Here is a 23,637-nt window from a genome sequence, read left to right as displayed (position 1 = left end):
ATCAATAGTGTCAAACCCAAAGCCACCATCGATGAAGTCATTTCCATCTCCACCAAACAGTTTGTCATCACCACCAAAGCCTCTAAGGGTATCGTTGTCATTACTGCCGAAGACAACATCATTGCCATTAGTTCCGTAAAAATTAATTGCCACGAGAGTTTATCCTTAAATGAAGAGTAATTGTTAATATTAGAACTTACAGATTGACAAAACTACAATTACATGAAACTCTGCAATTTTCTTTTGAACCTACTTCTATGACTGCGATATTTCCTGTTGATCTGACAAGAAAAAAATAAGTTGAGTCAGCTAGGCACGAATAGATCGTCAGTGGAAATTATATTTCCAACTTGGAAATAGGAACAAAGGAAAACTTATTAACATTACAAACAATGCTAATTGATATAATTGTCCATTTGTACAGTGCGTAAGTTCTAGATATTAAGACTCTTAAGTATGCGAATCACGCTTAACAGTCTCATATTTAGTAATCAGTCTAGTTACGCAAGATTACGGAAAAAAGAAAAAACTTTATGCAGCTAGCTCCCCTCTTCCCAATTTTCTACCGCATTCTCCAGCCAAGTTTTCCCAACTGCCTTTGGGGTGGAAATGCTCATGCTAAAGCGATCGCACTCACATTCGATGATGGGCCACATCCGCAATACACACCCGAAGTCTTGGCTGTACTAGACCGTTACAAGATTACAGCGAGTTTTTTTTGGTTGGGTGTTTGCGTCAACCGTTCACCAGCCATTGCTAAAGCCGTCAGCGATCGCGGACACTGGATCGGATTGCATGGCTACGATCATCGCTCTTTTCCCATGCTTTCCCCAAATGACCTGAAGGACAGTTTAGAAAAAACCCAAGCTGCCATTTACAATACCTGTAACCTGCAACCTCAACAAGTGCGAGATGTCCGCCCCCCCAATGGTTTATTTACACCTGCTACTTTAAAATTGTTCTCTCAGTGGAATTACCGCCCAGTTATGTGGAGTGTTGTACCAGAAGATTGGGTGCTACCAGGTATCACCACAGTGGTACAGCGAATTATGCAGCAGGTCAAAAATGGTTCAATAATTGTTTTGCATGATGGTGCTTGCGGTGGAGAAGATGTTGCTGCCATAATTCAAATTCTCATTCCACAACTGCTACAACAAGGTTATGAGTTTGTGACTGTTGATACTCTATGGCAGCAAGTTAAGACAACCCATTGATAACTCGATAGGTTGAGCGATCGCTAAATTATTAAGACTTACGCATGAACCAATAGATATTGACCGTTACCAAGAATTTCACCATTACAACCGTCAAAATACTGTATGCACAAGAGCAAATAAAGTCTCCACATCCGGCAGAACTTGTCATAGTTCATGCCATAATTTAAATCTTTGATTTGTGCTTGATTTTGGTCAAAATTCATCAACCAATTTCTGAGAGTATTTGAATAGTTAGAACCATTTAAATACCATTGATTAATGGTTTTCAAATCTGTATTAATCTTTGGTATGACATCATAATTCCACACCCGCATATTGGGGAAAATATATTTATTGATAAAAGGATGGGTTATATTGTCAGGTAATTTGGTTGTGATTATGTGAATTAAAACCTTGCCATCATCTTTGAGGATAGAAGCCAGTTTTGGGAATGATTTTGTTAAATTACCTATATGTTCAAACAGCCCAATCGCCATAATTTTATCAAATTTAGTCTCCAAATCAAGATCATTAAAGTCTTTTTCATATAGAGTGAATCTATCTGAACTGAGGTAACTACTAGGGTCTTGCATTTTTTTCCGCATATATTCGCATTGCTCGTGGCTCAAATTAAGAGCCGTTACTTTCACATGTGGAAACCGGGAAAGAATGTAATTTGATGCAGAACCCCAGCCGCATCCCAAATCTAAGATTTCGTCTCCGTCTTCGATGCCTACTTTTGCAATTAAATCGTCGAGCATGTCAATTTGAGCTTGCTCAAGGTTGGATACTCCTTTTTCCCATAAAGCCATCGTGTATTTGGGATATAAAAGTTCTGTCTCTTTCAAGATCAGACTGAACATTTTTTCGGGTAGGTTGTATTGAACCTTCATTAATTCGTGTGACCCTTCTGCAAGGCGATCGCTTTCTTGCAACAACCATTCATAGGGAACTAAAAGAGCAGGAAAATACTTGTAGCTGATTTGTATGGAGAGATTTAAAAGGGTTTTAAGCAGAGGATCGGGTATTGTTAACCCATTGATATAAGCCTCTGCTCCTGCCATTAAGACTCCATTGAATCCAGCGATCGCTGTGCGGCTTGCTTGGTAAGAAATTCGACTTTTATTATTTCCATCTCCTACTAAAGGAGTATGTCTTTGGATATCTTTTGGAATGCTGGAAGTCATATATGTAGCTCCAATATTTCTATTTAAATAGCGATTAATAAATGGCTGCCGCCAAACAGGAAAATGTCTTTCTCCCCCTGTTATTTCAAGTCAGAGAGCAGAGAACAGAAGGGTTAAGAAATAAAACTCCATCATTTGTTGTGGTGCAAAGGTTATAGAATCTCTGCATCCCAATCGTGTCTTAAAGTTGCATCTGAGTCTTTGTCACGTTCCACGACTACAGGCAAAATGTTTAAAACCTTTCTGCCTTGTGTCTTCTGCCCGAAAGCAAGTAACCTTTAATCATCACCGAAGGTTGCGAATTTACCTCTATGTAGACTTATGATAAAACCAAAAAAAATTGAGACTTATAAAACAAATTTATTGTATTAAAAATTAACATTTTATTATCAAGCATAATCACGACTCCAAACTAATTTCTTAGGGTCTTATGTAAAAACATTACGTTCCTTGCTTCCGACTGAAGCATTTACATCTAATCCAAAAGTGTTGATCTTCAGGTTCCCAAACTATTTGATAAATTGTATTTACATTTATTGTGTAATATGAGCGCAGAATGGCATAAGGATTTTTGTCCATTTTCTAGTCGGGAGTATCAGCCTTTGGTGGCTGATATCCCAGTGGCTTATGCTAGTTCCTAGAGTTGATGTGCGGCTAAAAAAGCTTCAACTTCAGCAGCAGTAGGTTGAGAAGCGATCGCACCTGCTTTAATGGTAGTCAGTGCCCCAACAGCACTGGCATAAGTAACAATGCGTTTTGCGGTTTCTGCATCTCGCAAGCTGTGGATACCATAGTGACTCAGTTGGTGGATGAATCCTGCCAAAAAGCTATCTCCAGCACCAGTTGTATCAACTACAGGGATGGAAAACGAGGGTAATTTGCCTTCGTTCTCACCCAGACAATAAGTGCAGCCGTTTTCCCCATCTGTCACCAGCACCCCCTCAATTGAAGCTAGACGGTAAGTGATGGCTCCGGGATCTGCGGTTTCAAATAGCCATTCTGCCTCTTCTTTGGAGAGTTTGAGGAAATCAACTCGCTTAAATAATTCTGGAATTTTTTGATGGGCGATGTTTGGCTCTTTCCAAAATACAGGCCGCCAATTGACATCCAGCACAATTTTTAAGTCGTAATGTTCTGCTAACTCTAAAGCGCGGTGAATTGCCTCTTCACTTTCAGGATAGGCTAATTCCAAAGTACCCAAAACCAGAAAATCTGCCTCTTGAAACAGCGAATCTGACAATTGTTTAGCTTGCAGATGAGTATCGGCAAATTCTGCGGTGTCATACTGACCAAATCCGGCAAAGGTGCGATCGCCAGCTAGATCCCGTGTAACATAAACTTGCCGCGTTGGTGCTGTGGGATGGCGTTGTACTCCCGTAGTCTCTACACCTACATCTTGTAATAGCTTAACCAGTACATTACCTGGCTCATCTTCGCCAACAGCTCCGATAAATCCTGCTGACATTCCCAGCTTGACTAAAGCACAGGCTACGTTAGCTGGTGCCCCCCCTGGGTAAGGAGTCCAAGATTTCACTTCTTCCAGTTTTAGCCCTAATTGATCGGCTAAACAATCGAACAAAATTTCACCAAGGCACAAAACACGGGGATTGCTCATCTCATTTTCAATTTTAGATTTCGATTTGGATTAGGAATTTACAGTATAAAATCTACAATGATTATTGCTAATCTGTCGCCAGTCCTTCATAGAATTAAATAGCAATTTTTACTACTCATATAGCCTGTATATGCTTCTAATCCTCACTTATTTTAGCTAAGTGCTTAGAGGACATTTCGCTCAAAATGAGCTATATTTATTACTTAAAATGTCGCGTAGTTGATATTTTTGCCAACTTGAAATCCAAAGAAAATATTGACAATCATATTACTGCTAACACTTGAAACCCCTACCAAGAAAAGAATCTTCTAGAATTAGAAAGAGCGATTAAGTACATATACCAAGGGAGGATAGAAATAGTCATGGCTGGTGGCAAGTCTGAGACCCCCGTTAGTCTGTCAGACAGAGAACTGCAAATTATCGACCTAGTGGCCGCTGGCTTAACTAACCAAGAGATTGCAGGAAAACTGGAGATTAGCAAGCGTACAGTTGATAACCATATCAGTAATATTCTCACCAAGACTGAGACAGATAATCGTGTAGCTCTTGTCCGATGGGCTTTGCAGTGGGGCAAAGTCTGCTTGAATGATGTCAATTGCTGTACTCTACCTAACCAGATTGAATAAACAATTTACTAGTAGAAGCGTAATTGCTTTGGTCTAGTAAATTACAAGCTAATTTTGAGTTTTAGTGATTGTTCCCCTTCTTACGCCTTTGTTTTCAGTGTGAACACTCTACCAAAAGTTCCGAGTCCTTCACTCAGCCGGAGTTTATCTTAGTGGAGCCAGCTGACCCTCGGACTCGGAAACTATAAAAGATCAGAATTTCTTTTCAAATTGACTGGGGATTGGGGAGTGAGAGAGCAGGGGAGGCAAGGGAGGCAGGGGAAGCAGGGGGAGATGAATTAATAACCAATGCCCAATGCCCAATGCCCAAACTAAACAATCATCTACAAAAATTAGCAACAATTCAGTGGTGCAAGCGTTACATTTGAAAGAAATCTATGTTGCCCATCAGCTTTGGGAGTAGTGTTCCAATGAATACTTCCGCTTCTTTTCAAGGTAGCTCGTCTCCCTTTGAATTTTTTCACTTTAATTTTACGATACCTGTATCTGAGCAAGTTCCGAGTCTTGAAGACCAATTTTCAGACTTTCCCCAATCTACACAAGATGCCGACTTACTCAGACAGCTATCGTTTATTCCAGGGTTGAAAGAAATTTTGATGATACGGCAGGTTCACGCTTTAGAACATGCTACTCTTTGGGTTCTTAGCGAATCTAAAAGCGCCTATCCTACCACAGCAGAATCTACAAACCTTCAATTAGATAATGAACTATTAGGTGGTTTGTCTACTGACCAGGGATTCTACCTCTATGGTGAGGTAAATATTAGTGATTTGCGGCGTGCAGTCACACTTGCTCGACATCGCATCACCAGTGGAGAATGGGATTTGGCTGTACATCCCCGTTGTGGCACAAATTTATCAGTAGCAATGCTCTTAACGGCTGGACTAGCTGTGGGTGTGCATTTATTGCTACCATTTCGACCAATCGAGCAACTTATCGGTTTGGGGTTAGCAGCAACGACAGCTGCTGAACTTGCACCTGATTTAGGTTTCATAGCACAGCGTTACCTAACAACCGCTATTCCTTTTAACTTAGCAATTGAAAATATTACCCGTACACGCGACGCTTGGGGGCGTGAGGCACATTTTGTTAAAGTGGGCTGGCAAGAATGAAAAGGGCAGAGGGGCAGAGGGACAAGGGAGACAAGGAGGACAAGGAAGAATTTACTCCCATGTCTCCCTTGTCCTCCCCATCTCCCCCTGCTCCCTCATCTCCTCCTACTCCCCACTTCCCTAAGAAAATTATGAGAAAACTTTACTTCTTACTCCCTGGTACAGATAGCAAATTTGCCTGTGGTGGTCTTTGGGCTGAATTAAAAGCACTTAATCTAGCTCAGAATTTCTGTAGCGCTGATGTTGTAACTTACCGTCAACGGGAAAAAGATCAGCTTTTTATTGATGATTTGCTAAAAGAGAAAAATTTAAATGATGTAATTTTTGTGATCAGTTGGGGATTTGATATAGCTCAACTGGTGGCTAAACTTAACCAATACAATGTCGTTTATCATGCCCATAGTGCAGGTTATCCATTTAGGCTACCTGCAAGTATTCCAATCATGACCGTTAGCCGCTATACAATGGGATATTGGGGAGAAAAATCACCCAATTCTTTGATTTATTATTTGCCCAATCAAATTTCTGATGAGTTTCAAAATTTAGGTTTGGAACGGGATATTGATGTTTTAGTTCAAGCTCGGAAGTCTTCTGAATATTTAATTAAAGAATTGATTCCAGGGTTGCAAAAACGTTGTAAAGTATTGGTTGTGGATTCGTACATAGAGGATTTACCTGGACTATTTAACCGAGCTAAGGTTTACCTCTATGATTCTGCTGAGTACTGGACACAACAGCGCGTTAGTGAAGGATTTGGTTTGCAACCAATGGAAGCTCTTGCTTGTGGTTGTCAAGTATTTTCTAGTGTCAACGGTGGACTAGCTGATTACTTAGATCCGGGATTTAATTGCTATAAAATTGCTGGATACTCTCAAGAATATGATGTCCAACGTATTCTCAAGGTGATTGAATCTTCAGGGAATTTTAGCTTATCTGAAGATTTTTTGGTTGAGCATCGGACTGAAAATATTATTCAGCGTTTTCAAGTTATTGTGAATGAGTTGAATGAGTTTTTTGACCACAAGATTCAGCAGCCATCTAATATTAAGAATTTGACGAAAATACGGATGGCAAAATTATTCGCTCAGAGGATATATGGAAAGCTGAGGAAGAAATATTTTAAGTCATAGAAACGAACCGCAGTAGACGCTTTGCGGATACCTACGAGAACGCTAAGAGCGAACCCGCAGGGTGGCGCTGGGAACACAGAGAAGAGAGAGGAAATTGAATGAGTCGGCGGTTATTAGTTACTGGGGGTGCGGGGTTTATTGGGGCAAATTTTGTCCATCATTGGTGTCAGGTTTATCCAGGCGATCGCGTGGTGGTGTTAGATGCTCTTACTTACGCGGGGAATCGTCTGAATTTGGCGCTGGTTGAGGGTGGAGAGAATTTTCGGTTTGTACAGGCGGATATTTGCGATCGCACCACCATAGACAACCTATTATCAACGGAAAATATTGATACCATCGCCCATTTTGCCGCCGAAACTCACGTCGATCGCTCCATTCTTGGCCCGGCTGCTTTTGTACAAACTAATGTAGTAGGAACTTTCACGCTACTGGAAGCTTTTCGGCAACATTGGGAGGCTAAAGTACAGCCATCTGATTATCGTTTCCTGCACGTTTCTACTGATGAAGTTTACGGTAGTCTAGGCGCAAATGATGCAGCTTTTTCTGAAACTACACCCTATGCTCCCAATAGTCCCTATTCAGCTTCTAAAGCTGGCAGCGATCATTTAGTCCGTGCTTATTATCATACTTATCAACTTCCAACTATTATCACAAATTGCTCTAATAATTACGGAGCTTATCAGTTCCCCGAAAAACTAATTCCCCTGATGTGTATCAACACTTTGATAGGGAAATCATTACCTGTTTACGGCGATGGTAAAAATGTCCGAGATTGGCTTTATGTGGGCGATCATTGCCGTGCTTTAGATGTGGTAATCAATCGTGGTCAACCAGGGGAAACATACAATATTGGTGGCAATAATGAGGTGGAAAATATTAACCTCGTGCAACTTTTGTGTCAAATGATGGATGAATTAGCACCTGATTTACCAGTGCGTCCAGCAAAGGATTTGATTACTTTTGTCAAGGATAGACAGGGACATGACAGGAGATATGCAATTAATGCGAACAAAATTAAAACTCAGCTTGGTTGGACACCTTCTGTAACAATTACTGAGGGTTTACGTTTAACTGTTGAATGGTATCTCAATCATCGTGATTGGTGGGAACCTCTGCTGTCTGCGGAATATCAAGCTTACTATCGCAAAAATTATTCTGTAAAATAACCATATTCTGGTGGGATCATGTCGCGCCATCTGACTTGCACTGCTAGCAAATCGTCCTGCGAATAACCTAAAAACAAGCTAGTACAGCACGGCGTAAATAAACCACCCATTCCACATTAACGAAACGCTTACGCTGTATTCATTTTGAATTTTGAATTTTGAATTTTGAATTCCGCCTTGCGGTACTAACGCTCTCTGTGGTTCTGGTGATTGAGCATACAAATCAAGTACATCTTCAATTTTGCAGACAAATTCTGAACTCACCTGTGGAATACCCCATAGTTGGCCTCGCCAACCATAAACCAGCTGACATTTGCTGCCCAGATGTGTAAAGTAGTTGAGAGTAAACTACAATTTTTAACCTTTGACAGAATTTTAGATTTGGAATTTTGCTGAGGCAGCTCGGTTAAACAGTGGCTCAAGTATGGAAAAATCTAAAATTTTTTATCCAGACCAAGTATATTTACATACTGAGTTGATTTAAAGTCTAAAATACAAAATTGAGAAAAACATCCATCTATGGCTAGAAAAACACAACGTCTTTTGCTGCTAATTGTTTCCTGTAGTATTACTGGTGTAATTTTAGGAGGTACTGCTGGTTGGGCAGAAAGTAATCTCTGCTTGGAAGACAGTAAGGTGACAAGTGAGTGTCTAACCCAAGATCCATTCCAAAAAACTATCCAAGGAATGAGTACTGGATTGTTAGCTGGGGCTGGGGCCGCTTTCGGTGCAGTCTGGCAATTACGCAATGAAGATTGAGTATGAACTACTACTAACCCGAAACTTCGGGTTAGATTAGGTTTCTGTACTAATTAGCCAGTACCTCTACTTTGAAGAAGAATTCAGAAGTCAGGAGTCAGAATTCAGGAGTCAGAATTCAGAATCCAGAAGTCAGAATTCAGAAGTCAGAATTCAGGAGTCAGAATTCAGAATCCAGAAGTCAGAATTAAGAAGACTTTGATACCCAAACTTAATAATTTTAATAGAATCAAGAGGTTATTATACGCTTGATTTTTCAATTATTCTGACTCCTGACTCCTGAATTCTGTTCGATAAACTGAGCATTACCCATGAAGCGTTACACCCAGCGACAAAACTCCTCCAGCGATCGCTCAGGAAGTTTAACAATATAATCTATGTAAGTAGGTTTGCTATGTGTCTTATTCATAAGTCTGGGTTAATCGCCTGGATTGGTGAACGAAATAATCAACTTTTTGGTCACTTACGTTGTTTTATTGACAGATCAGCGCTTAACGTTTGTCCATCTTGGAAGTAAAGGTAAAGATTATTACCTTCTTGCGGGTGTATACTTTCCATAAAATAGCTAGCTATATTATTAATTTTTCAAGAATTAATTAATAACCCATGATAGAAACCATCAATCAGTCTCAAGAAACGGCAATTCTGGAGAGCTTTCTAGAATTGGTGAAATCTCCTTATGGAGATTTCGCTGCCATTGGTAAGCTTTCCCATTTTCTGAATGATCCAGCTACGCTCCAAAAAATTGTGGCACTTCTCAGCCTGACCCCCCAAGGCAAACAAGCTTTTGTAGACCGCCCCTTACTGGGAAAAATCGATTTACAGCAACTGCATCAATTACCGAACCATACCCTTGGCTATGTGTATGCGGATCACATGATTAGAAAAGGATTAACTCCACCACCTGTCAAGGAAATTGCAAACGATCCGTTTATGTTTTTGGGTGTTCACATTGGTGAAACTCATGACATCTGGCACGTGGTTACAGGGTGTGATACTGATAAACCTGGTGAGGTGAAATTAGAAGCTTTTTATACAGCACAATTGGTTCCAGACCGTTTATTTCTAGCCCTGATTGCTAAGAATTTGCTCAAAACCGCAATGTACGAAGTCGAACTCTGTGAGCAGATTATGGATGGGTTGACGCAAGGCTGGATGATGGGAAAACGGGCAAAACCTCTGTTTGGCATCGAATGGAACAGATTATGGGAAACACCCTTACAAGACGTGCAGACATCTTTGAATATTGCACCGATTTAAGTGCTTACACCAACTGAGGTGCGATCTCTTTTGATTGGGGCGATTTATGACATTTCAGCATCTGCGTGTGAAGTGAGTTTTAAGCACCTCATGCCAATAAGAAAAAGACTGGAACTATGATAAAGCCTACTGTTGAGTTTATTGTTATTGCTCCTTTTATACATTTACAGCCAATGATTTCCATGCTTTCTGACAAGCCAATTGTCTAACTGTGCTAACACTTCGCTGCAACAGACTGAATCGATATCTGGGTTGGGATGCAAAGAAGCAAGCGTCTGGGCGCATTTGCATTCTTGGTAGGTTATGGAGAATAATCACAAATAAAGCAGCTTTGGCCTCTTCGTGCGAGAGAATAAATATAAAATATGGCGATCGCAATCGATTTTGGTACTAGCAATACAGTCATTGCTCGTTGGAACCCCGTAACCCAGCAGCCAGAAACCCTGACTCTACCAGGCTTATCAATCAAACAAAGTCTCAATCCGCCACTGATTCCTAGTTTGGTTTATGTTGAAGACGCAACCCAAAATAAAGTTTTAGTCGGGCAACAAGTACGCGATCGCGGTCTTGACCTCAAAGGCGAAACGCGATTTTTCCGCAGCTTCAAACGCGGTATCGGTGCAAATATTCAAGGTTTCTTACCCGAATTAGATGGGCAAATTGTCACTTTTGAACAAGTAGGGCAATGGTTCCTCACCAAAATAATTGAACAACTAGCACCCCTGGAAGGTGGCTTAGATTCTCTCGTGTTAACCGTACCCGTAGACAGTTTTGAAGCTTATCGTCACTGGTTGGGGAAAGTTTGTCAAGCCCTTCCTGTCGAACAAGTGCGAATGCTGGATGAACCCACAGCCGCCGCTTTGGGTTATGGCTTGGCAGATCGAGAAATTCTCTTGGTGATTGACTTTGGTGGCGGTACTTTGGATTTGTCTCTTGTGCGATTAGATCGAGGTGTGCAAGCAACCACAAAGCCACTAGGATTTATCCTCAAGTGGGGTAATAAGTCCTTGGCTGAAGATTCAAAACAAAAAGTCAAAACAGCCCGTGTCCTGGCGAAAGCTGGGCAAAATTTGGGCGGTACTGATATTGATAACTGGTTAGTAGATTACTTTGCCAAAACTCAAGAGTTGGCGGTAAGTCCCTTGACAACAAGATTAGCAGAACGGGTAAAAATTCAGTTATCAACCCAAAGCCAAGCTAGTGAAGTTTATTTTGACGATGAAACATTTGAAAGTTATGAACTGGAATTAAACCGCGATACATTTGACGATATCCTCAAAGAACACGCATTTTTTGAGTTACTTGATGAGTCAATGACGACACTGTTGCAGCAAGCAAAACGCCAAGGAATAGAACTTCCAGATATTAATGCAGTTTTGTTAGTTGGTGGAACTGTACAATTGCCAGCAGTGCAGACATGGATCAAACAGTATTTTGAACCAGAAAAAATCCGTTGCGAACGTCCCTTTGAAGCGATCGCTCAAGGTGCGTTACAGTTAACACAAGGGATACAAATCAAAGATTTTCTCTACCATAGTTATGGTATCCGCTATTGGGATCGCCGCAACCAGCGTCACAAATGGCATTCTTTAATTAAAGCTGGACAGGCATACCCAATGAGTCAACCAGTGGAATTAGTCTTAGGCGCTTCTGTGGAAAATCAGCCCAGCATTGAACTAATTATGGGAGAATTGGGAGCAGATGCAGGTAATACCGAAGTTTATTTTGATGGCGATCGCTTAATTACTCGCCGTCTGGATGGTAGTGAAACCAACGTCAAACCCCTCAACGATCAAGAAGGCGCGAGGACAATTGCCCAACTGACACCAGCCGGATATCCTGGAGGCGATCGCATCAAAATCCTCTTTCAAGTTGATGAACAACGCTTTTTACGAATCACCGTTGAAGATTTGTTAACGAATGACACACTTTTAGAAAATCAACTCGTAGCACAGTTGAGCTAAATACAGCAGAATACAGAATTCAGGAGTAAAATACGCTTTATACCTTGGTAACAGACTTTGAAGCAACTGGGTTTTTACTTGTGTATACACGGTAGCTAAGGTTAGGGGGGCTACGGGGGATCTAGGTTTCAGGCTTAAGTGCGTAAGTCTTAGTTCTGGTAACTTATTTCTTTTTTGACAATCCCCAAGGTACAGAGGTTTTTCAACTTCAATAAACCTCTGTAGGGGTTTTGCGCTTCAAAGCATTTTTTATGAATTTAATGCGGTACATCCTGCAATACGATAAAGATATACCGATTAGAAGCATCTCTCTTCGCAGCCGTGAAAAATTACATTGTTTTTAGGCTGAGGCAAGATGATGGCAACTTTAGGAGTCAAACACAACAACATCCGATCGTGTTACAAATCACAACTGGCAATAGTGAAATTAATTAAACTTACTGCTAATTCGTCTAAAAAAAACTTATGCAACACTTTTTATTAACTTGGCTCGGTACTGCGGTGGCGTTATTCATTACTGCTAATATTGTTCCGGGATTCTTTATCAAGAATTTTGTGACTGCCTTAATCGCTGCCTTTGTAATTGGTCTGGTTAATGCATTTATTAGACCAATTTTACAGATTTTGGCGTTTCCAATTACCTTGCTCACCTTTGGTTTATTTACATTGGTGATTAACGCCTTAGCCCTTTGGCTGGCAAGTGTCCTAACTCCTGGTTCTGGTTTTGAGATTCAGGGTTTTTTACCTGCTTTGTTAGGTTCAATTGTACTAGCAATTGTTTCTAGCATAATTAACTATTTTTTGAGAGTTGTTGACTAGAAAAATTAGGGAACTTTTGTAATACTAATATTGAAAGCTTGGGCAACAGCAAGAGTTACCGCTCCTGGTTGCCCTTGCATCTGGAAAATTTGTTTAGGAACTAACAACTTCACCCGCGATTCCTGTATGTTGAGTTGAGAGGCGGCAAGAATAGCGGCTGCCTCTGCTACGCTAGGTGTACCTACTTTATCGTCGGTAATTCTGGCAGGATTGGGAACACAGACAGAGCTAAGAATTTCCGCAGAAAAGGTTTTTAGAGGCAAATTGCGGAGGCGACAAAGTTTGACTAAGCCAACTTCCGAGGCTTTAGTGTCAATAGTAGCAAGACCTGCGATCGCACTTGGAAGAAGTTGATTTTCTCGAAATACTTGCTCAATTGCCCAATCAATCAACTCCCATGAGGTTCCCCGTTTACAACCGATTCCTACCCATAAAACCTGTTGCACTTGGTCTTTACTCCAACAGCCAACCAAATAAATCTCCTACCGTCAACCTCAACTCACTGGCAAAATCTGGCACAGGGAGTAAAGCTTCTAATTCATCGAACATGACTGGCTGTTGATTGCGGATGTATACAAATACCGTTTGTTCTTCTGGTAGCTTCAGAAACTCCGCCAAAGTGATGTTTTTAGATGGTGTCCGTACCATTTGCGATCGCCTCCAAAAAAACGCTCTCTTCCAACTCCACGAATTACGAATTACGAATTAGTCTTACATTCTCTCCAATACCTGAATTCCCAACAAAGATAATCCCAACTTCAGAGTTCTAGCAGTCAAATCACATAAAACTAAACGGGATGTACGCTGCGGTTCCTGTGCCTCTAACACCTTAACTCCCTGATTGCGATCGTAAAACTGATTAAACTTTTTACTCAGTTCGTACAAATACTCACATAAACGATTGGGCAGCAAGTCTTGCTCTACACTACTAATAACTTCATCCAGTTGAAGTAAATATTTTGCCAGCGCTAATTCTGTTTCATGCTCCAACAAAACAGCATTATTTCCCAACTCTTTAAAGTTAATATCACCCTTGCGGCTAATCCCCTGAATCCGCGCATAAGCGTACAGCATATAGGGCGCAGTATTACCTTTAAAATCCAGCATTTTGTCGTAGCTGAAGATGTAGTTACTAGTGCGATTTTGGCTTAAGTCTGCATACTTAACTGCGCTGATTCCAACTACCCTAGCAACTTCATTAATAAATTCTTCACTTTCTTGGCGTTCTTCTTCTTGTAATCTAGTTTTTAAGTCAGCATGGGCACGAAAAACAGCTTCATCTAATAAATCCCGCAAACGCACAGTATCCCCAGAACGAGTTTTGAATTTCTTACCATCTTCTCCTAACACCAACCCAAAGGGAACATGCACTAATTCCACATCATCGGGTATCCATCCGGCTTTACGTGCCACTTGAAAAAATTGGGCAAAGTGGTTTGCTTGTCCAGCATCGGTTACATAAATTATCCGCTTTGCTTGATCCTGCTGAATCCTGTAGCGGAGAGATGCTAAATCAGTTGTGGCGTAGTTATAGCCGCCATCTGATTTCTGTACAATTAATGGCAAAGGTTCACCTTCTCTATTTGTAAACCCTTCCAGAAAAACACATTTTGCCCCCTGGTTTTCTACAAGTAATCCAGATTTATCTAAATCTTCTACAACTTTTGGTAATAAGGGGTTGTAGAAAGATTCGCCCCGTTCATCTAACTTGATATCCAGCAACTCATAAATTATTTGAAACTCTTTTCGAGAAGCTTCACAAAGAAAAAACCAAGCGTGTTTTGCTGGTAACTCATTAGATTGTAGTTCTACTACTGCTTTACGCGATCTTTCTCGAAAATCAGCATCTTCATCAAATTTTTTCTTAGCTTCTCTGTAAAACTGAACCAAGTCTCCTATATTTATAGAGGGAGAGTTAATGAAACCCGGTTGATTGTTCGCCTCATAATATAGACTATTCCAAAAGGAATTATTTTCAGAATCAAATTCACGAAGATGAGTAATTAACATCCCAAACTGCGTACCCCAATCGCCTACATGATTTAACCGGAGTACATCGTGTCCCAGAAATTCTAAAATCCGGGCGATGGAATCACCAATAATCGTCGAACGCAAGTGTCCGACGTGCATTTCTTTAGCAATATTCGGACTGGAAAAATCCACAATTTCCCGCTTCGGCGTTTTCGCGGCTGGAACTCCCAGTCTGGGATCGGCTTGAATCGCGTTTAGTTGTGCTTCTAAGTATGCTGTTTTCAGTTTGAGATTGATAAATCCTGGCCCAGCGATTTCCGGCGGTTCACAGATTTCGGATACATCTAGTTTCTCAACGATCGCACCTGCGATCGCTCTTGGTTGCTTTCCTAATTTTTTGCTCAGGGATAAAGCCACATTCGCCTGATAATCGCCAAATTTAGGATTGCTAGCAGCAACCAAAATTGGATCTACGCCAGCGAAGTCAGCGCCAAAAGCAGCGACTAAAGCTTGCTCAACCTGAGCTTTTAGTTTTTCTTGTGTAGCGTTCATATATAGATTTTATCTGTGAAAGGGGGCAGGATTTAGAGCGTTTGAAGACAATTTTACGAAATATTGTCACTGCAAATACTATTGAGGAATTGCAACAGATTTTATAATTCTCAAGTTAGTTGTTCATTACCCAAATAAGCTTCAATTACAGCCGGATCGTTTCTAACTACAGATGGTTCACCCAAAGCAATTAATTGTCCAAAATCTAACACCGCAATGCGATCGCACAAACCCATAACCAATGGTACATGGTGTTCTATAAGAACGATCGTTAAATTGAAGTCATTGCGAAGGCTGCGAATAAATGCACTCAATTGCTGCTTTTCATTGGGATTCATCCCCGCCGCCGGTTCATCGAGAAGCAAAATTTGCGGTTGTAATGCTAAAGCGCGGGCAATTTCTAGCCGACGCTGATCGCCGTAAGCAAAGTTTTTGGCTTTTTCGTGGGCGCGATCGCTTAATCCCACCAAATCCAATAAATCTAAAGCTTTTTGCTTAGTTCTTAATTCTTCACGAGGCGCTGGTGGTAATCCTAAAACTCCTGCAATCATATTACTTTTAGTGTGTAAATGTCGGGCAATAATCACATTTTCTAACGCCGATAATTCCCCAAACAACCGGATATTTTGAAAGGTACGGGCGATACCTAAAGCAGCAATTTGATGGGGACGCGCTTGAGAAATTTTTGCACCTTGATAAATTAATTCACCACTAGAAGCTGGAATGAAAGCAGTAATCAAATTAAATAATGTTGTTTTGCCAGCACCATTAGGGCCAATCAATCCAAAAATTTCATATTTATTTACACTAAAAGATACATTATTTACCGCCACTAAACCACCAAAGCGGCGAGTCAATCCTCTTGCTTCTAATACAATATTGCTGTTAGTTGCTGAAATACTATGTGACATTTTTGCATATTATTATGAATATAAAACTTACGCAATAACTCTCTAAAACTTTTCTTACTTCGCGCCCTTTGCGCCCTTTGCGGTTCGTTTTTTCCTTTGGAAAATATCTGGAGTAATTAGCCCTTGGGGAAAAAAGATTGTACCTATTACTATTAGTAAACCAAAAATAATTAATCTCCCATCGCGCAAAAACTGTGCTAACCAAGAAGGTAAACCACCAGTATCAGCAAGGCTTCGCAGAATTTCTGGTAAAGCTGTAAATACCATACCTCCAATCACTGGCCCTAAAAAAGTTCTCGAACCACCAATTAAAACAAAAGTTAAATATATAATACTGGCATCAAAAGTACCTTGACGAGCATTCCAGGTATTGAGAAAGTGAGCGCTAATTGCACCTACAACTCCTGCAAGAATAGCCCCTAATGTAAAGGCTAAAACCTTGTAATAAGTGGGATCGATTCCCATTGCACCCGCAGCTAATTCATCTTCACGGATAGCAATAAAAGCCCTGCCTACACGGATGCGTTCTAAACGATAAAGTAGCACCATACTAATTAATAGTAAAGGCAAAGCAATCCATAAATATTCAAGTTGTGTTTGGAAAGGTTGAGGAATACCAAAAATACCGACAGCACCGCCTGTAATATCTAGATTGAGAGAGATGACGCGCAGAACTTCCACAAAAGCGATAGTTGCGATCGCTAAATAAATTCCTCGTAATCTCAATGCTGGAATTCCCACTATTACACCCAATATACCAGAAATTGCACCCGCAATTAACATTTCCAATAACAACAATGGAATCGGAAATAAACTACTGCTAGATGTAAAAACTTTTGTAGATAAAATTGCTGCAATATATCCACCTAAAGCATAAAATCCTGGACTAGCTAAAGACAATTGCCCTGTCATTAGTGGTAAGTAAAGTGATAAACCTAGTAGCGCCCCTAATACCATAGAGACAATTAGAGAACCGTAAGTAGCGAAAAAATCAGCCATTTTAAAACATTTTGATTAAGCTGTTAATATTTGCTGTGCTGTCAGCGTCAGTTCAGGAAAAGTTCGTGACACAATCCGTTCTGAATCTCTAAAATGTGTGCATTGGTATTTGCCCTCAGCATCTAATAGAAAAACAAACACAGCCGGAACTTTGGGATTTCCCAAATACTCTCTTAGCCCAATTGCCAAATAATCTACAATCCAATATTCTGTAATACCTAAGCGTTGATATTCATCCAATTTATCAATGTAGTCATCTTCCCAATTAGTTGATGTCACCTCTACAGCTAATTGAATAGGTTCTTCAAGTGCAGCATAAGCAGAACGATTTGAGCGCCATCTATCTTTATCTATGACACTTACATCAGGCTTGCGCCCTTGTTCTATGTCATTGGCAGTTCTAGTTTTAAAGACTACTGTGTTATTAACTACATAATTTAGGTTTTGTCGCCTAATTTCATCTTTGAAGCCAAACAATAGAAAGTCAGCGACATCATCATGATTTCTAGTTGCACGCACTTCTACAATTTCTCCATCTACAAGTTCATATAAACCTTCCTCTGGACACTGTTCTAAAAATTGGTCAAAAGTTAGTTTTTTTTTGGTGTATGTTTTCATAATGCTACGTCTCTTTAAACTTTCTGAATAAACCGCCGTCCTAGCAAACCTTGGGGTCTAACTAATAGCATGATAAACAAAATTGCAAAGGCTACTGCATCTTTATATCCAGAGTATTCAGCAGGGACAAACGCCTCTACTAATCCAATTACCAAACCTCCCACCACCGCACCGGGAATACTACCTAACCCACCTAAGACAATTACTGCTAAACCCCGCAAACCAAAAGCAATGCCGAAATATGGCCCTGCAATACTAACACTAGAAGCAACTAAAGTTCCTGCTAATCCGGCTAAAAAACTGCTGATGAAGAAGGTTAGGATGATAAAGCGATCGCTATTAATTCCTAATAAACTAGCTGTAGTTGGATCTTCTGCGATCGCTTGCATTGCTTTACCATATTTAGTTCGATTGATAAAATAGGTAAGAATTGCCACAATAACCACCGACACAGTAAAAATTACCACCTGAACACTGCGAATCGGAATTGGGTTTTCTGGACTACCAAAGTTAATCGCAGGTGGCAAATTACCGTAAGTATTTGCGGGGTATGTATAACTTTCTGCACCTACTAAATACTGAATTAAATTCACAATTACCACTGCTACCCCCAAGCTGGAAACAACAGTTAACAAGGGATCAGATCCTTGACGGCGCAAAGGTTGAAAAGCAACACGTTCCATCACTACCCCTACCAATCCCGCCAAGGTGCTTCCTAAAATCAACGATATCGCAAATGGTAACTTTATCGGCAAGGCTGCATTAGCCAGCAAGCCATTAAATCCAAAATTCCCACCCATAAGTGCATAAGTGAAATATGCACCCAAGGTAAAAATCGCGCCATGAGCTAAATTAATAATGCCCAAGATAGAATAAACTAAAGTATATCCTAATGCAAAAATTGCATAAACGCTACCAATGGATAACCCATTTAATAATTGCTGTAAAAAGAGATTGATATTCATATAGCAACTATTTTAAAAATGTGAATTTACCTTTACTCCCGTCTTTTTCCATTTTGATTTGAGCAACATAGAAATCTTTTTGTATAACTTCACCTGTGGGAGTAAAACCAATTTCACCCAATGGTGTATTGTATGTTCCTTGAAGTATTTGTTTGTTTAATTCTGTCCGTATTTCTGGTAGCTGTAGTTTGTTAACTTTGCTCTTTTTATCTAAAGATTGGAGTGCTTCAACATAAACCTGAACTGCTGCAAAAGCTTGGGCGCTAAATTGGGGTGGTTCTTTTTTATATTCTTCAGTATAGGCTTTACGAAATGCTGCGTTAACTTCACCCGGATGTTCTGGACTGTAGGCTTGAGCAATCAATACACCATCACAAAATGCTTTACAAACTGGTAATAAATTCGATGTATTTAGACCATTTCCACCGACAATTAAGCCTTTATAACCCAGTTCTCGCAATTGTCTAACTAAATTACCACCATCAGCAGCCAAACCAGAAATAATTACTAAATCTGGTTTGAGATTAATCGCATTGGTAGCTTGGCTCTGAAAATCTGTATCACTAGTTTGGAATTTTTGTACTGTGATTAATTCTAGCCCTTGATCCTTAACTGTTTGTTGAAAAATTTCCGTTTCTGACTTGCTAAATGCATCATTTTGAGCATAGAAAACTGCAACTTTTTTAAGTTGGGGATTTTGCTTAAGTGCAGCTTTCACCGAATTAGGCGCGACAATGGAAACTGGTGCAGAAACACGAGCAATGTAATCACCAATTTCAGGAATATTTTTAGCAGTATTTGATGGTCCAATAATTGGTACTTTTGCACGTTCGCCAATCGGATCGGCACTAAAGGCTTGCTGTGACAAAGTTGGGCCGACAATTCCAACAACTTTATCTCTATTAATTAGAGTTTGAAAAGCGTTAATGGCTCCTGCTTCATCACCGCTAGTATCTTGAAAAACTAATTTAATTGGTGTACCATTAACACCACCTTTACTATTAAAATACTTCTGGGCTAGTTTAGCTCCAGCGACTTGCTCTTGACCTAATAATGCCACATTGCTAGTTTGGGCAACAGCAATACCGATAGGAATAGCACCTGATAATGTACCCGTTGTCGCTGGGGTATCGGTTGCAGTGTTATTTGGGGTACTATTTGGACTATTAGTGGGAGAATTTGTCACTGTGTTAGTGCCGCCACCACAGCCTGTTAGTAAGAAAGCGCAAGTTGATAATAATGCTGAAGTCCTGGCGATCGCGTTGTTCATCGTTAAATAATCATCTAGTTATGAGATATTCGGCAAGAGTTAATAGCAAAGTTCATAATCTGCAAACAAAATAATGCAGATTTACACTTTTGCACGAATTCTATTAAATCATTCTTATTTCACCATGCAAAGAGAAATATTCAAAGTGCTTGTAAATACAAATTATTATAATTAGTAATGATTTTATCATTCCCTGGTTTTAGTGCTACGAAACGCTAGAAAATTATCTGCGTCAGAGCGTCTGTATTAACCAGGTAATCTTAGGTGGGTAAGTATTGAGTAAGGAATCTTAAGTGCTTTTTCCATTACCAGTTAATTCTCTAGGTTCGTAGTGACGGCAACCGTTACATGGGCCTGCGGGATTGATCGCACACCGGATGTAACCAGATCGAGCATTAAACTTACAGCTGATATCGCCAATTAGATAACCCACCCCTTCTAAATAATAGCGATCGCCTTCCACAGGTCTGACGTTTTGCCGTCCCTGTACCACCGGAAAATTCATGGCTGCTTGTCTAAGCCGTAAGCGCGATCGCTGGGTTCTGCGGATTATCCACAAAGAAAACAGGGATGGTAAAAAACCAACGGCAATCACTAAAAGTGTCTTTAACACCTTCTTTTTACCTCTTCAGTGCGCTGATTGATTGTCCCTGATGTTACACTCTGCTTTTACGGAAGTGCAAATATTAGGGCAGTTTTGTCTCTTTGCAACCCCTAGTTAGTGGCAAAGAGGCAATGGCAGTATAGTATCGAGCAATTTTCAGGAATAAGTTCCTTCTGCCACTTCAATCAGCATAACTGTTACAACCTCAAGGGTGAGATGCCGTTGAATATTGATAATTTTAAGATTTGTTGACTAACACCTTTTTGAACAAGCGTTTTGTGTAACCCTCAGTCTCACTCTTGTTTTTTCTGTGTGGCTGCGATGCTAATCTTTTTTTGGTTTGCTGACGAAGTTGCTGCGCTAGTTGTGTCGCTTCTCTTTCGGGTCGGAATAAATCAACTCTTCGCGTTGTCAGAATAAATGAGTTATCAGGCTTTCGTTTCACCCAAGGGACACTAATTGCGAAATACTGACAAATATTTTTGTATGCCTCCTGATTTATAACTGGGTAACGTTTTTGAGCATTTATGGTATTAGCGATCGCTTTTAACTCAAATATCGCTGCTTCTAACTCCCCTGCCATCTGATTGATACGTTCAACTTGTACAATCAAACGCTCCCGTTCGCTGATGATTTTTTCCTCTTGCGGTTGCAGTGGCACTATCGCAGTAGTTACAGATTTAGGCTGCAACAGCGAAACTTTCCGCAAAATGGGCTTTTTGTCGGTGTCTTGGATTTTTTTCATACTACCTCAAGCAAGGCTAGCTGGCTTGTAAGGTATTCTAGCAGCAAAATAGTACATTTGTACTTAAAAGATATTTACTTTGAACAACAGCGATTTTCAAAGTCCCTTTCTTAAGAGGATGTTTTAAAAGTCCTCTTGTCGGTAGCAAAACCTTCTAGATCCCCCTAAATCCCCTGATAAATTGGGGGACTTTGATTCCGGTTCCCCCTTTTTAAGCTACGGTGTACACACAAGTCTGAAATAGCTGATTAACCAAGGTTTTATCCCACCCTAACCCTCCCCTTGCAAAGGGGAGGGAACTAGATTTTCCGGTTTCCCCCCAATACATCGGGGGGATTAAGGGGGGTAATTCGACTTGTGTGTACACCGTAGCCTTTTTAAGGGGGGCTAGGGAGGATCATTAAGTGCCTAAAATCACAGTAAAACACTTTTAAAACATCCTCTAAGCTAAGGATTCATACAAAATTAAAACTCCCTTGTGTGGGTTTCGTTTTCATAACTAGGATCTTCAGTACCAAGCAGTTTGTCCCAGAATGTAAAATATAAACCGTAGTGTACTTTATACTTGCGATGATGTATTGAATGATGCATAGAACCGATCAGCCACCTGCCAATCCAGTAACTTTTAGATGAGGAGGGAAATAACTCAAATCCAAGATGGGTAAATACTGCCCATACTGTCATAGTTATCAGTGCAGCAACTAAGGTGATAAAATGCAGTGGAACTATGAAGCTTACACCTATAAAAAAAAGTGCTTGGACGATCGCTTCTGGCAAGTCGAAGGCAGAGGAACTCCAAGGCGTTGGCTCTCCTGAACGGTGGTGTCCATAATGCATCCATCTAAAAATTAGAGGCTGGTGAAAGATCCGATGGATAAAATAAAAGTAAGTGTCCTGAAGAATTAGCACCGCAATAAAGCTAACTATTAAATACCACAGTCCGTATTTCCAGATGTCAGCGTATAACAGAGTTGCTCCCAAACTATACTCTGAGATCATAAACGCTCCAGAAATAGCAAAAACTACTGTGGAGATTACTGATAATTCAATATCCTTTTTAATGCAGCAATTCATCAACGGTTTCAAACGTAAACTCTTGCTAGCGAGAGATTTCCCTAGAACTAAATAAAAGAGCAAGTATGCTCCGCCAGCGATCAGAAAGTATCGGGCAAGAGTGATACCGAAAAAGAAAAAGCAATAATACCAAAATGAGTGGTTTGTCAATTAGACCCATCCGTAATATTAATTCGGTGATATGAAAGTGTTGATTATGTCCAATTGTTTTGGTCTTAATTACCAAAAATAACCAAATTACGATTTAATTTGTTAATTGACAAAATCCAATGCTTATTTTACAACATCAAGTAGTTCAGCAAAGATATGTTAACTTTTATTAATAAAGTTTAAATTAATTTTATTATTAAGAAGATTGCTACAAGGTTATTTAGACAGGCGCAGCGACGACAAAATAGAAGGTGATTGTTGCGGGAGTGACGGAGCCAAAAGAAGCCATAAGCGGAAACAACCATCAAAAAAACAACAGATGCGCTTGTACCCAAGCGGCAAGTAGAAGAATTAGCAAAAACTTGTGCCAGAGACTTTAATGAGTTTTATGAATACCTTCAAACACAATCAAAGCAATTAGAACAGACAGGAGAAATCATCGTCATCAGTGCAGATGGAAAGGGTGTAGTCATGCGTAGAGAAGATTTACGCCCCAGCACCCAAAAACGAGCGATGTCTGGACAAAGAAAACTAGAAAAACGATTAATTAAGGGGGAAAAGCGCAACTCGAAGCGGATGGCAACGATGATTACTTGGCTGCCGGTTTTCCCATTGCCACTGGTGTGATTGAGGGTGCTTGTCGTTACCTCATCAAAGACCGAATGGACATTACTGGCGCTCGATGGAGTCTTGAAGGTGCTGAGGCTGTTTTACGTCTTCGTTCCCTTCATGTGAGTGGTGATTGGAATGACTGTAGATCATTACGGTGGTGACTCCAAGAAACTGCAATTTATCTTCCTGAGTGCCACTTGTGGTAATCCTAAACAACTGGCTCTGAAAATCTCCGGCTTAAAACCCACTAAACTCAACCCCAAACCCCTGATTTGGAGTAAGGATTCAGGTCTAAAATTGTGGAAGCAAAGAAGGGCGAGACTGAGAATTAA

At 40.3% G+C, this 23,637-nt stretch carries 26 protein-coding genes and 1 pseudogene; 12 read left to right on the top strand and 15 right to left on the bottom strand.

The genetic code is table 11. From position 1 onward, the window contains the following. On the bottom strand, positions 1 to 153 hold a 153-nt coding region (locus HWQ37_RS34650), incomplete at its 3' end, for a calcium-binding protein (RefSeq protein ID WP_465249704.1). 380 nt (positions 154 to 533) lie between these two features. Here HWQ37_RS34650 and HWQ37_RS17810 point away from each other — a divergent pair. Then, complete coding sequence (locus HWQ37_RS17810) at positions 534 to 1,214, top strand: polysaccharide deacetylase family protein (protein ID WP_292749234.1); 681 nt, start codon at positions 534 to 536, stop codon at positions 1,212 to 1,214. 38 nt (positions 1,215 to 1,252) lie between these two features. On the opposite strand, the gene HWQ37_RS17805 is transcribed toward HWQ37_RS17810, so the two are convergent. Both HWQ37_RS17805 and HWQ37_RS17800 read right to left on the bottom strand, forming a co-directional pair. Then, positions 1,253 to 2,383: a class I SAM-dependent methyltransferase gene (locus tag HWQ37_RS17805; RefSeq protein ID WP_292749232.1), complete on the bottom strand. Its 1,131-nt coding sequence runs from the start codon at positions 2,381 to 2,383 to the stop codon at positions 1,253 to 1,255. 637 nt (positions 2,384 to 3,020) lie between these two features. Further along, positions 3,021 to 3,998, bottom strand: coding sequence for a carbohydrate kinase family protein (locus HWQ37_RS17800; protein ID WP_292749231.1), 978 nt, complete (start codon positions 3,996 to 3,998; stop codon positions 3,021 to 3,023). A 362-nt stretch (positions 3,999 to 4,360) separates the two neighbouring features. Between HWQ37_RS17800 and pedR the strand changes: the two genes are divergently transcribed. The 4 genes from pedR (at position 4,361) to rfbB (ending at position 8,032) form a co-directional block, all read left to right on the top strand. After that, on the top strand, positions 4,361 to 4,624 hold the full coding sequence (pedR, locus tag HWQ37_RS17795) for a photosynthetic electron transport-dependent transcriptional regulator PedR (RefSeq protein ID WP_099103136.1): 264 nt from the start codon (positions 4,361 to 4,363) through the stop codon (positions 4,622 to 4,624). 410 nt (positions 4,625 to 5,034) lie between these two features. After that, a complete protein-coding gene (locus tag HWQ37_RS17790; protein ID WP_292749229.1) occupies positions 5,035 to 5,736 on the top strand; it encodes a DUF6391 domain-containing protein in 702 nt (233 codons plus the stop codon). A gap of 131 nt (positions 5,737 to 5,867) precedes the next feature. Continuing rightward, positions 5,868 to 6,866 carry a glycosyltransferase gene (locus tag HWQ37_RS17785; RefSeq protein WP_292749227.1) on the top strand — a complete coding sequence of 333 codons (999 nt, stop codon included), beginning with the start codon at positions 5,868 to 5,870 and terminating at the stop codon, positions 6,864 to 6,866. A 98-nt stretch (positions 6,867 to 6,964) separates the two neighbouring features. Continuing rightward, positions 6,965 to 8,032 carry a dTDP-glucose 4,6-dehydratase gene (gene rfbB, locus HWQ37_RS17780; RefSeq protein ID WP_292749225.1) on the top strand — a complete coding sequence of 356 codons (1,068 nt, stop codon included), beginning with the start codon at positions 6,965 to 6,967 and terminating at the stop codon, positions 8,030 to 8,032. Between the two features lie 78 nt (positions 8,033 to 8,110). On the opposite strand, the gene HWQ37_RS17775 is transcribed toward rfbB, so the two are convergent. Further along, positions 8,111 to 8,296 (bottom strand): hypothetical protein, encoded by a 186-nt coding sequence (locus tag HWQ37_RS17775; protein WP_292749223.1) that lies wholly within the window; start codon positions 8,294 to 8,296, stop codon positions 8,111 to 8,113. A 255-nt stretch (positions 8,297 to 8,551) separates the two neighbouring features. Here HWQ37_RS17775 and HWQ37_RS17770 point away from each other — a divergent pair, with 255 nt between their 5' ends. From HWQ37_RS17770 to HWQ37_RS17755, 4 genes are all read left to right on the top strand, one after another. Next, on the top strand, positions 8,552 to 8,791 hold the full coding sequence (locus tag HWQ37_RS17770; RefSeq protein WP_292749220.1) for a hypothetical protein: 240 nt from the start codon (positions 8,552 to 8,554) through the stop codon (positions 8,789 to 8,791). Positions 8,792 to 9,397: 606 nt separating this feature from the next. Then, positions 9,398 to 10,051, top strand: coding sequence for a Coq4 family protein (locus tag HWQ37_RS17765; RefSeq protein WP_292749218.1), 654 nt, complete (start codon positions 9,398 to 9,400; stop codon positions 10,049 to 10,051). 365 nt (positions 10,052 to 10,416) lie between these two features. Then, the gene (locus tag HWQ37_RS17760; protein ID WP_292749215.1) at positions 10,417 to 12,015 is read left to right on the top strand and encodes an Hsp70 family protein; all 1,599 of its coding nucleotides are present in this window, start codon (positions 10,417 to 10,419) and stop codon (positions 12,013 to 12,015) included. Positions 12,016 to 12,480: 465 nt separating this feature from the next. Next, positions 12,481 to 12,834, top strand: coding sequence for a phage holin family protein (locus HWQ37_RS17755; protein ID WP_292749212.1), 354 nt, complete (start codon positions 12,481 to 12,483; stop codon positions 12,832 to 12,834). 5 nt (positions 12,835 to 12,839) lie between these two features. Here HWQ37_RS17755 and HWQ37_RS17750 read toward each other — a convergent pair whose 3' ends face one another. The 11 genes from HWQ37_RS17750 to HWQ37_RS17700 all read right to left on the bottom strand — a co-directional run bounded on the left by HWQ37_RS17750 (position 12,840) and on the right by HWQ37_RS17700 (position 22,543). Next, positions 12,840 to 13,307, bottom strand: a complete 468-nt coding sequence (locus tag HWQ37_RS17750) for a cobalamin biosynthesis protein (protein ID WP_292749210.1) — start codon at positions 13,305 to 13,307, stop codon at positions 12,840 to 12,842. Further along, a complete protein-coding gene (locus tag HWQ37_RS17745; protein WP_292749207.1) occupies positions 13,288 to 13,482 on the bottom strand; it encodes a hypothetical protein in 195 nt (64 codons plus the stop codon). The genes HWQ37_RS17750 and HWQ37_RS17745 overlap by 20 nt, the downstream gene beginning before the upstream one ends. 63 nt (positions 13,483 to 13,545) lie before the next feature. After that, a complete protein-coding gene (argS, locus tag HWQ37_RS17740) occupies positions 13,546 to 15,357 on the bottom strand; it encodes an arginine--tRNA ligase (RefSeq protein WP_292749204.1) in 1,812 nt (603 codons plus the stop codon). 110 nt (positions 15,358 to 15,467) lie between these two features. Next, positions 15,468 to 16,268: an ABC transporter ATP-binding protein gene (locus tag HWQ37_RS17735; RefSeq protein ID WP_292749202.1), complete on the bottom strand. Its 801-nt coding sequence runs from the start codon at positions 16,266 to 16,268 to the stop codon at positions 15,468 to 15,470. A gap of 54 nt (positions 16,269 to 16,322) precedes the next feature. Further along, complete coding sequence (locus HWQ37_RS17730; RefSeq protein WP_292749200.1) at positions 16,323 to 17,267, bottom strand: branched-chain amino acid ABC transporter permease; 945 nt, start codon at positions 17,265 to 17,267, stop codon at positions 16,323 to 16,325. A gap of 15 nt (positions 17,268 to 17,282) precedes the next feature. Next, positions 17,283 to 17,885 (bottom strand): Uma2 family endonuclease, encoded by a 603-nt coding sequence (locus HWQ37_RS17725; protein WP_292749198.1) that lies wholly within the window; start codon positions 17,883 to 17,885, stop codon positions 17,283 to 17,285. Between the two features lie 14 nt (positions 17,886 to 17,899). Further along, entirely contained in the window at positions 17,900 to 18,850 is a 951-nt protein-coding gene (locus HWQ37_RS17720) for a branched-chain amino acid ABC transporter permease (RefSeq protein ID WP_292749196.1), read from the bottom strand. 7 nt (positions 18,851 to 18,857) lie between these two features. Further along, entirely contained in the window at positions 18,858 to 20,120 is a 1,263-nt protein-coding gene (locus tag HWQ37_RS17715) for an ABC transporter substrate-binding protein (protein WP_292749194.1), read from the bottom strand. 289 nt (positions 20,121 to 20,409) lie between these two features. Beyond that, positions 20,410 to 20,733, bottom strand: a complete 324-nt coding sequence (locus HWQ37_RS17710; RefSeq protein ID WP_292749192.1) for a DUF6464 family protein — start codon at positions 20,731 to 20,733, stop codon at positions 20,410 to 20,412. A gap of 229 nt (positions 20,734 to 20,962) precedes the next feature. Next, a complete protein-coding gene (locus HWQ37_RS17705; RefSeq protein WP_292749189.1) occupies positions 20,963 to 21,469 on the bottom strand; it encodes a hypothetical protein in 507 nt (168 codons plus the stop codon). Positions 21,470 to 21,934: 465 nt separating this feature from the next. Continuing rightward, positions 21,935 to 22,543 carry a sterol desaturase family protein gene (locus HWQ37_RS17700; RefSeq protein ID WP_363318145.1) on the bottom strand — a complete coding sequence of 203 codons (609 nt, stop codon included), beginning with the start codon at positions 22,541 to 22,543 and terminating at the stop codon, positions 21,935 to 21,937. A 621-nt stretch (positions 22,544 to 23,164) separates the two neighbouring features. Here HWQ37_RS17700 and HWQ37_RS34885 point away from each other — a divergent pair. From HWQ37_RS34885 to HWQ37_RS17690, 3 genes and pseudogenes are all read left to right on the top strand, one after another. Further along, positions 23,165 to 23,320, top strand: a complete 156-nt coding sequence (locus HWQ37_RS34885; RefSeq protein ID WP_465249703.1) for a hypothetical protein — start codon at positions 23,165 to 23,167, stop codon at positions 23,318 to 23,320. Beyond that, positions 23,278 to 23,442 (top strand): annotated as a pseudogene (locus HWQ37_RS34880) (ISKra4 family transposase); the annotation flags it as partial. The gene HWQ37_RS34885 and the pseudogene HWQ37_RS34880, both read left to right, overlap by 43 nt. After that, positions 23,441 to 23,637 (top strand): hypothetical protein (locus tag HWQ37_RS17690; RefSeq protein WP_292749185.1); only part of this gene is annotated, 197 nt, incomplete at its 3' end. The pseudogene HWQ37_RS34880 and the gene HWQ37_RS17690, both read left to right, overlap by 2 nt.

The sequence above is a fragment of the Nostoc sp. NMS4 genome (assembly GCF_017115095.1).
Classification (GTDB): Bacteria; Cyanobacteriota; Cyanobacteriia; order Cyanobacteriales; family Nostocaceae; genus Nostoc.
The sequence above is the reverse complement of the archived record's forward strand: the minus strand, read 5'-3'. Positions and strand labels throughout refer to the sequence as shown.

Excerpts from the sequence above, each read along its gene's own strand:
- HWQ37_RS17810 (WP_292749234.1), top strand. The coding sequence starts at position 534 with ATGCAGCTAGCTCCCCTCTTCCCAATTTTCTACCGCATTCTCCAGCCA.
- HWQ37_RS17805 (WP_292749232.1), bottom strand. The coding sequence starts at position 2,383 with ATGACTTCCAGCATTCCAAAAGATATCCAAAGACATACTCCTTTAGTA.
- HWQ37_RS17800 (WP_292749231.1), bottom strand. The coding sequence starts at position 3,998 with ATGAGCAATCCCCGTGTTTTGTGCCTTGGTGAAATTTTGTTCGATTGT.
- pedR (WP_099103136.1), top strand. The coding sequence starts at position 4,361 with ATGGCTGGTGGCAAGTCTGAGACCCCCGTTAGTCTGTCAGACAGAGAA.
- HWQ37_RS17790 (WP_292749229.1), top strand. The coding sequence starts at position 5,035 with ATGAATACTTCCGCTTCTTTTCAAGGTAGCTCGTCTCCCTTTGAATTT.
- HWQ37_RS17785 (WP_292749227.1), top strand. The coding sequence starts at position 5,868 with ATGAGAAAACTTTACTTCTTACTCCCTGGTACAGATAGCAAATTTGCC.
- rfbB (WP_292749225.1), top strand. The coding sequence starts at position 6,965 with ATGAGTCGGCGGTTATTAGTTACTGGGGGTGCGGGGTTTATTGGGGCA.
- HWQ37_RS17770 (WP_292749220.1), top strand. The coding sequence starts at position 8,552 with ATGGCTAGAAAAACACAACGTCTTTTGCTGCTAATTGTTTCCTGTAGT.
- HWQ37_RS17765 (WP_292749218.1), top strand. The coding sequence starts at position 9,398 with ATGATAGAAACCATCAATCAGTCTCAAGAAACGGCAATTCTGGAGAGC.
- HWQ37_RS17760 (WP_292749215.1), top strand. The coding sequence starts at position 10,417 with ATGGCGATCGCAATCGATTTTGGTACTAGCAATACAGTCATTGCTCGT.
- HWQ37_RS17755 (WP_292749212.1), top strand. The coding sequence starts at position 12,481 with ATGCAACACTTTTTATTAACTTGGCTCGGTACTGCGGTGGCGTTATTC.
- HWQ37_RS17745 (WP_292749207.1), bottom strand. The coding sequence starts at position 13,482 with ATGGTACGGACACCATCTAAAAACATCACTTTGGCGGAGTTTCTGAAG.
- argS (WP_292749204.1), bottom strand. The coding sequence starts at position 15,357 with ATGAACGCTACACAAGAAAAACTAAAAGCTCAGGTTGAGCAAGCTTTA.
- HWQ37_RS17735 (WP_292749202.1), bottom strand. The coding sequence starts at position 16,268 with ATGTCACATAGTATTTCAGCAACTAACAGCAATATTGTATTAGAAGCA.
- HWQ37_RS17730 (WP_292749200.1), bottom strand. The coding sequence starts at position 17,267 with ATGGCTGATTTTTTCGCTACTTACGGTTCTCTAATTGTCTCTATGGTA.
- HWQ37_RS17725 (WP_292749198.1), bottom strand. The coding sequence starts at position 17,885 with ATGAAAACATACACCAAAAAAAAACTAACTTTTGACCAATTTTTAGAA.
- HWQ37_RS17720 (WP_292749196.1), bottom strand. The coding sequence starts at position 18,850 with ATGAATATCAATCTCTTTTTACAGCAATTATTAAATGGGTTATCCATT.
- HWQ37_RS17715 (WP_292749194.1), bottom strand. The coding sequence starts at position 20,120 with ATGAACAACGCGATCGCCAGGACTTCAGCATTATTATCAACTTGCGCT.
- HWQ37_RS17705 (WP_292749189.1), bottom strand. The coding sequence starts at position 21,469 with ATGAAAAAAATCCAAGACACCGACAAAAAGCCCATTTTGCGGAAAGTT.
- HWQ37_RS17700 (WP_363318145.1), bottom strand. The coding sequence starts at position 22,543 with ATGAATTGCTGCATTAAAAAGGATATTGAATTATCAGTAATCTCCACA.
- HWQ37_RS34885 (WP_465249703.1), top strand. The coding sequence starts at position 23,165 with ATGCGTAGAGAAGATTTACGCCCCAGCACCCAAAAACGAGCGATGTCT.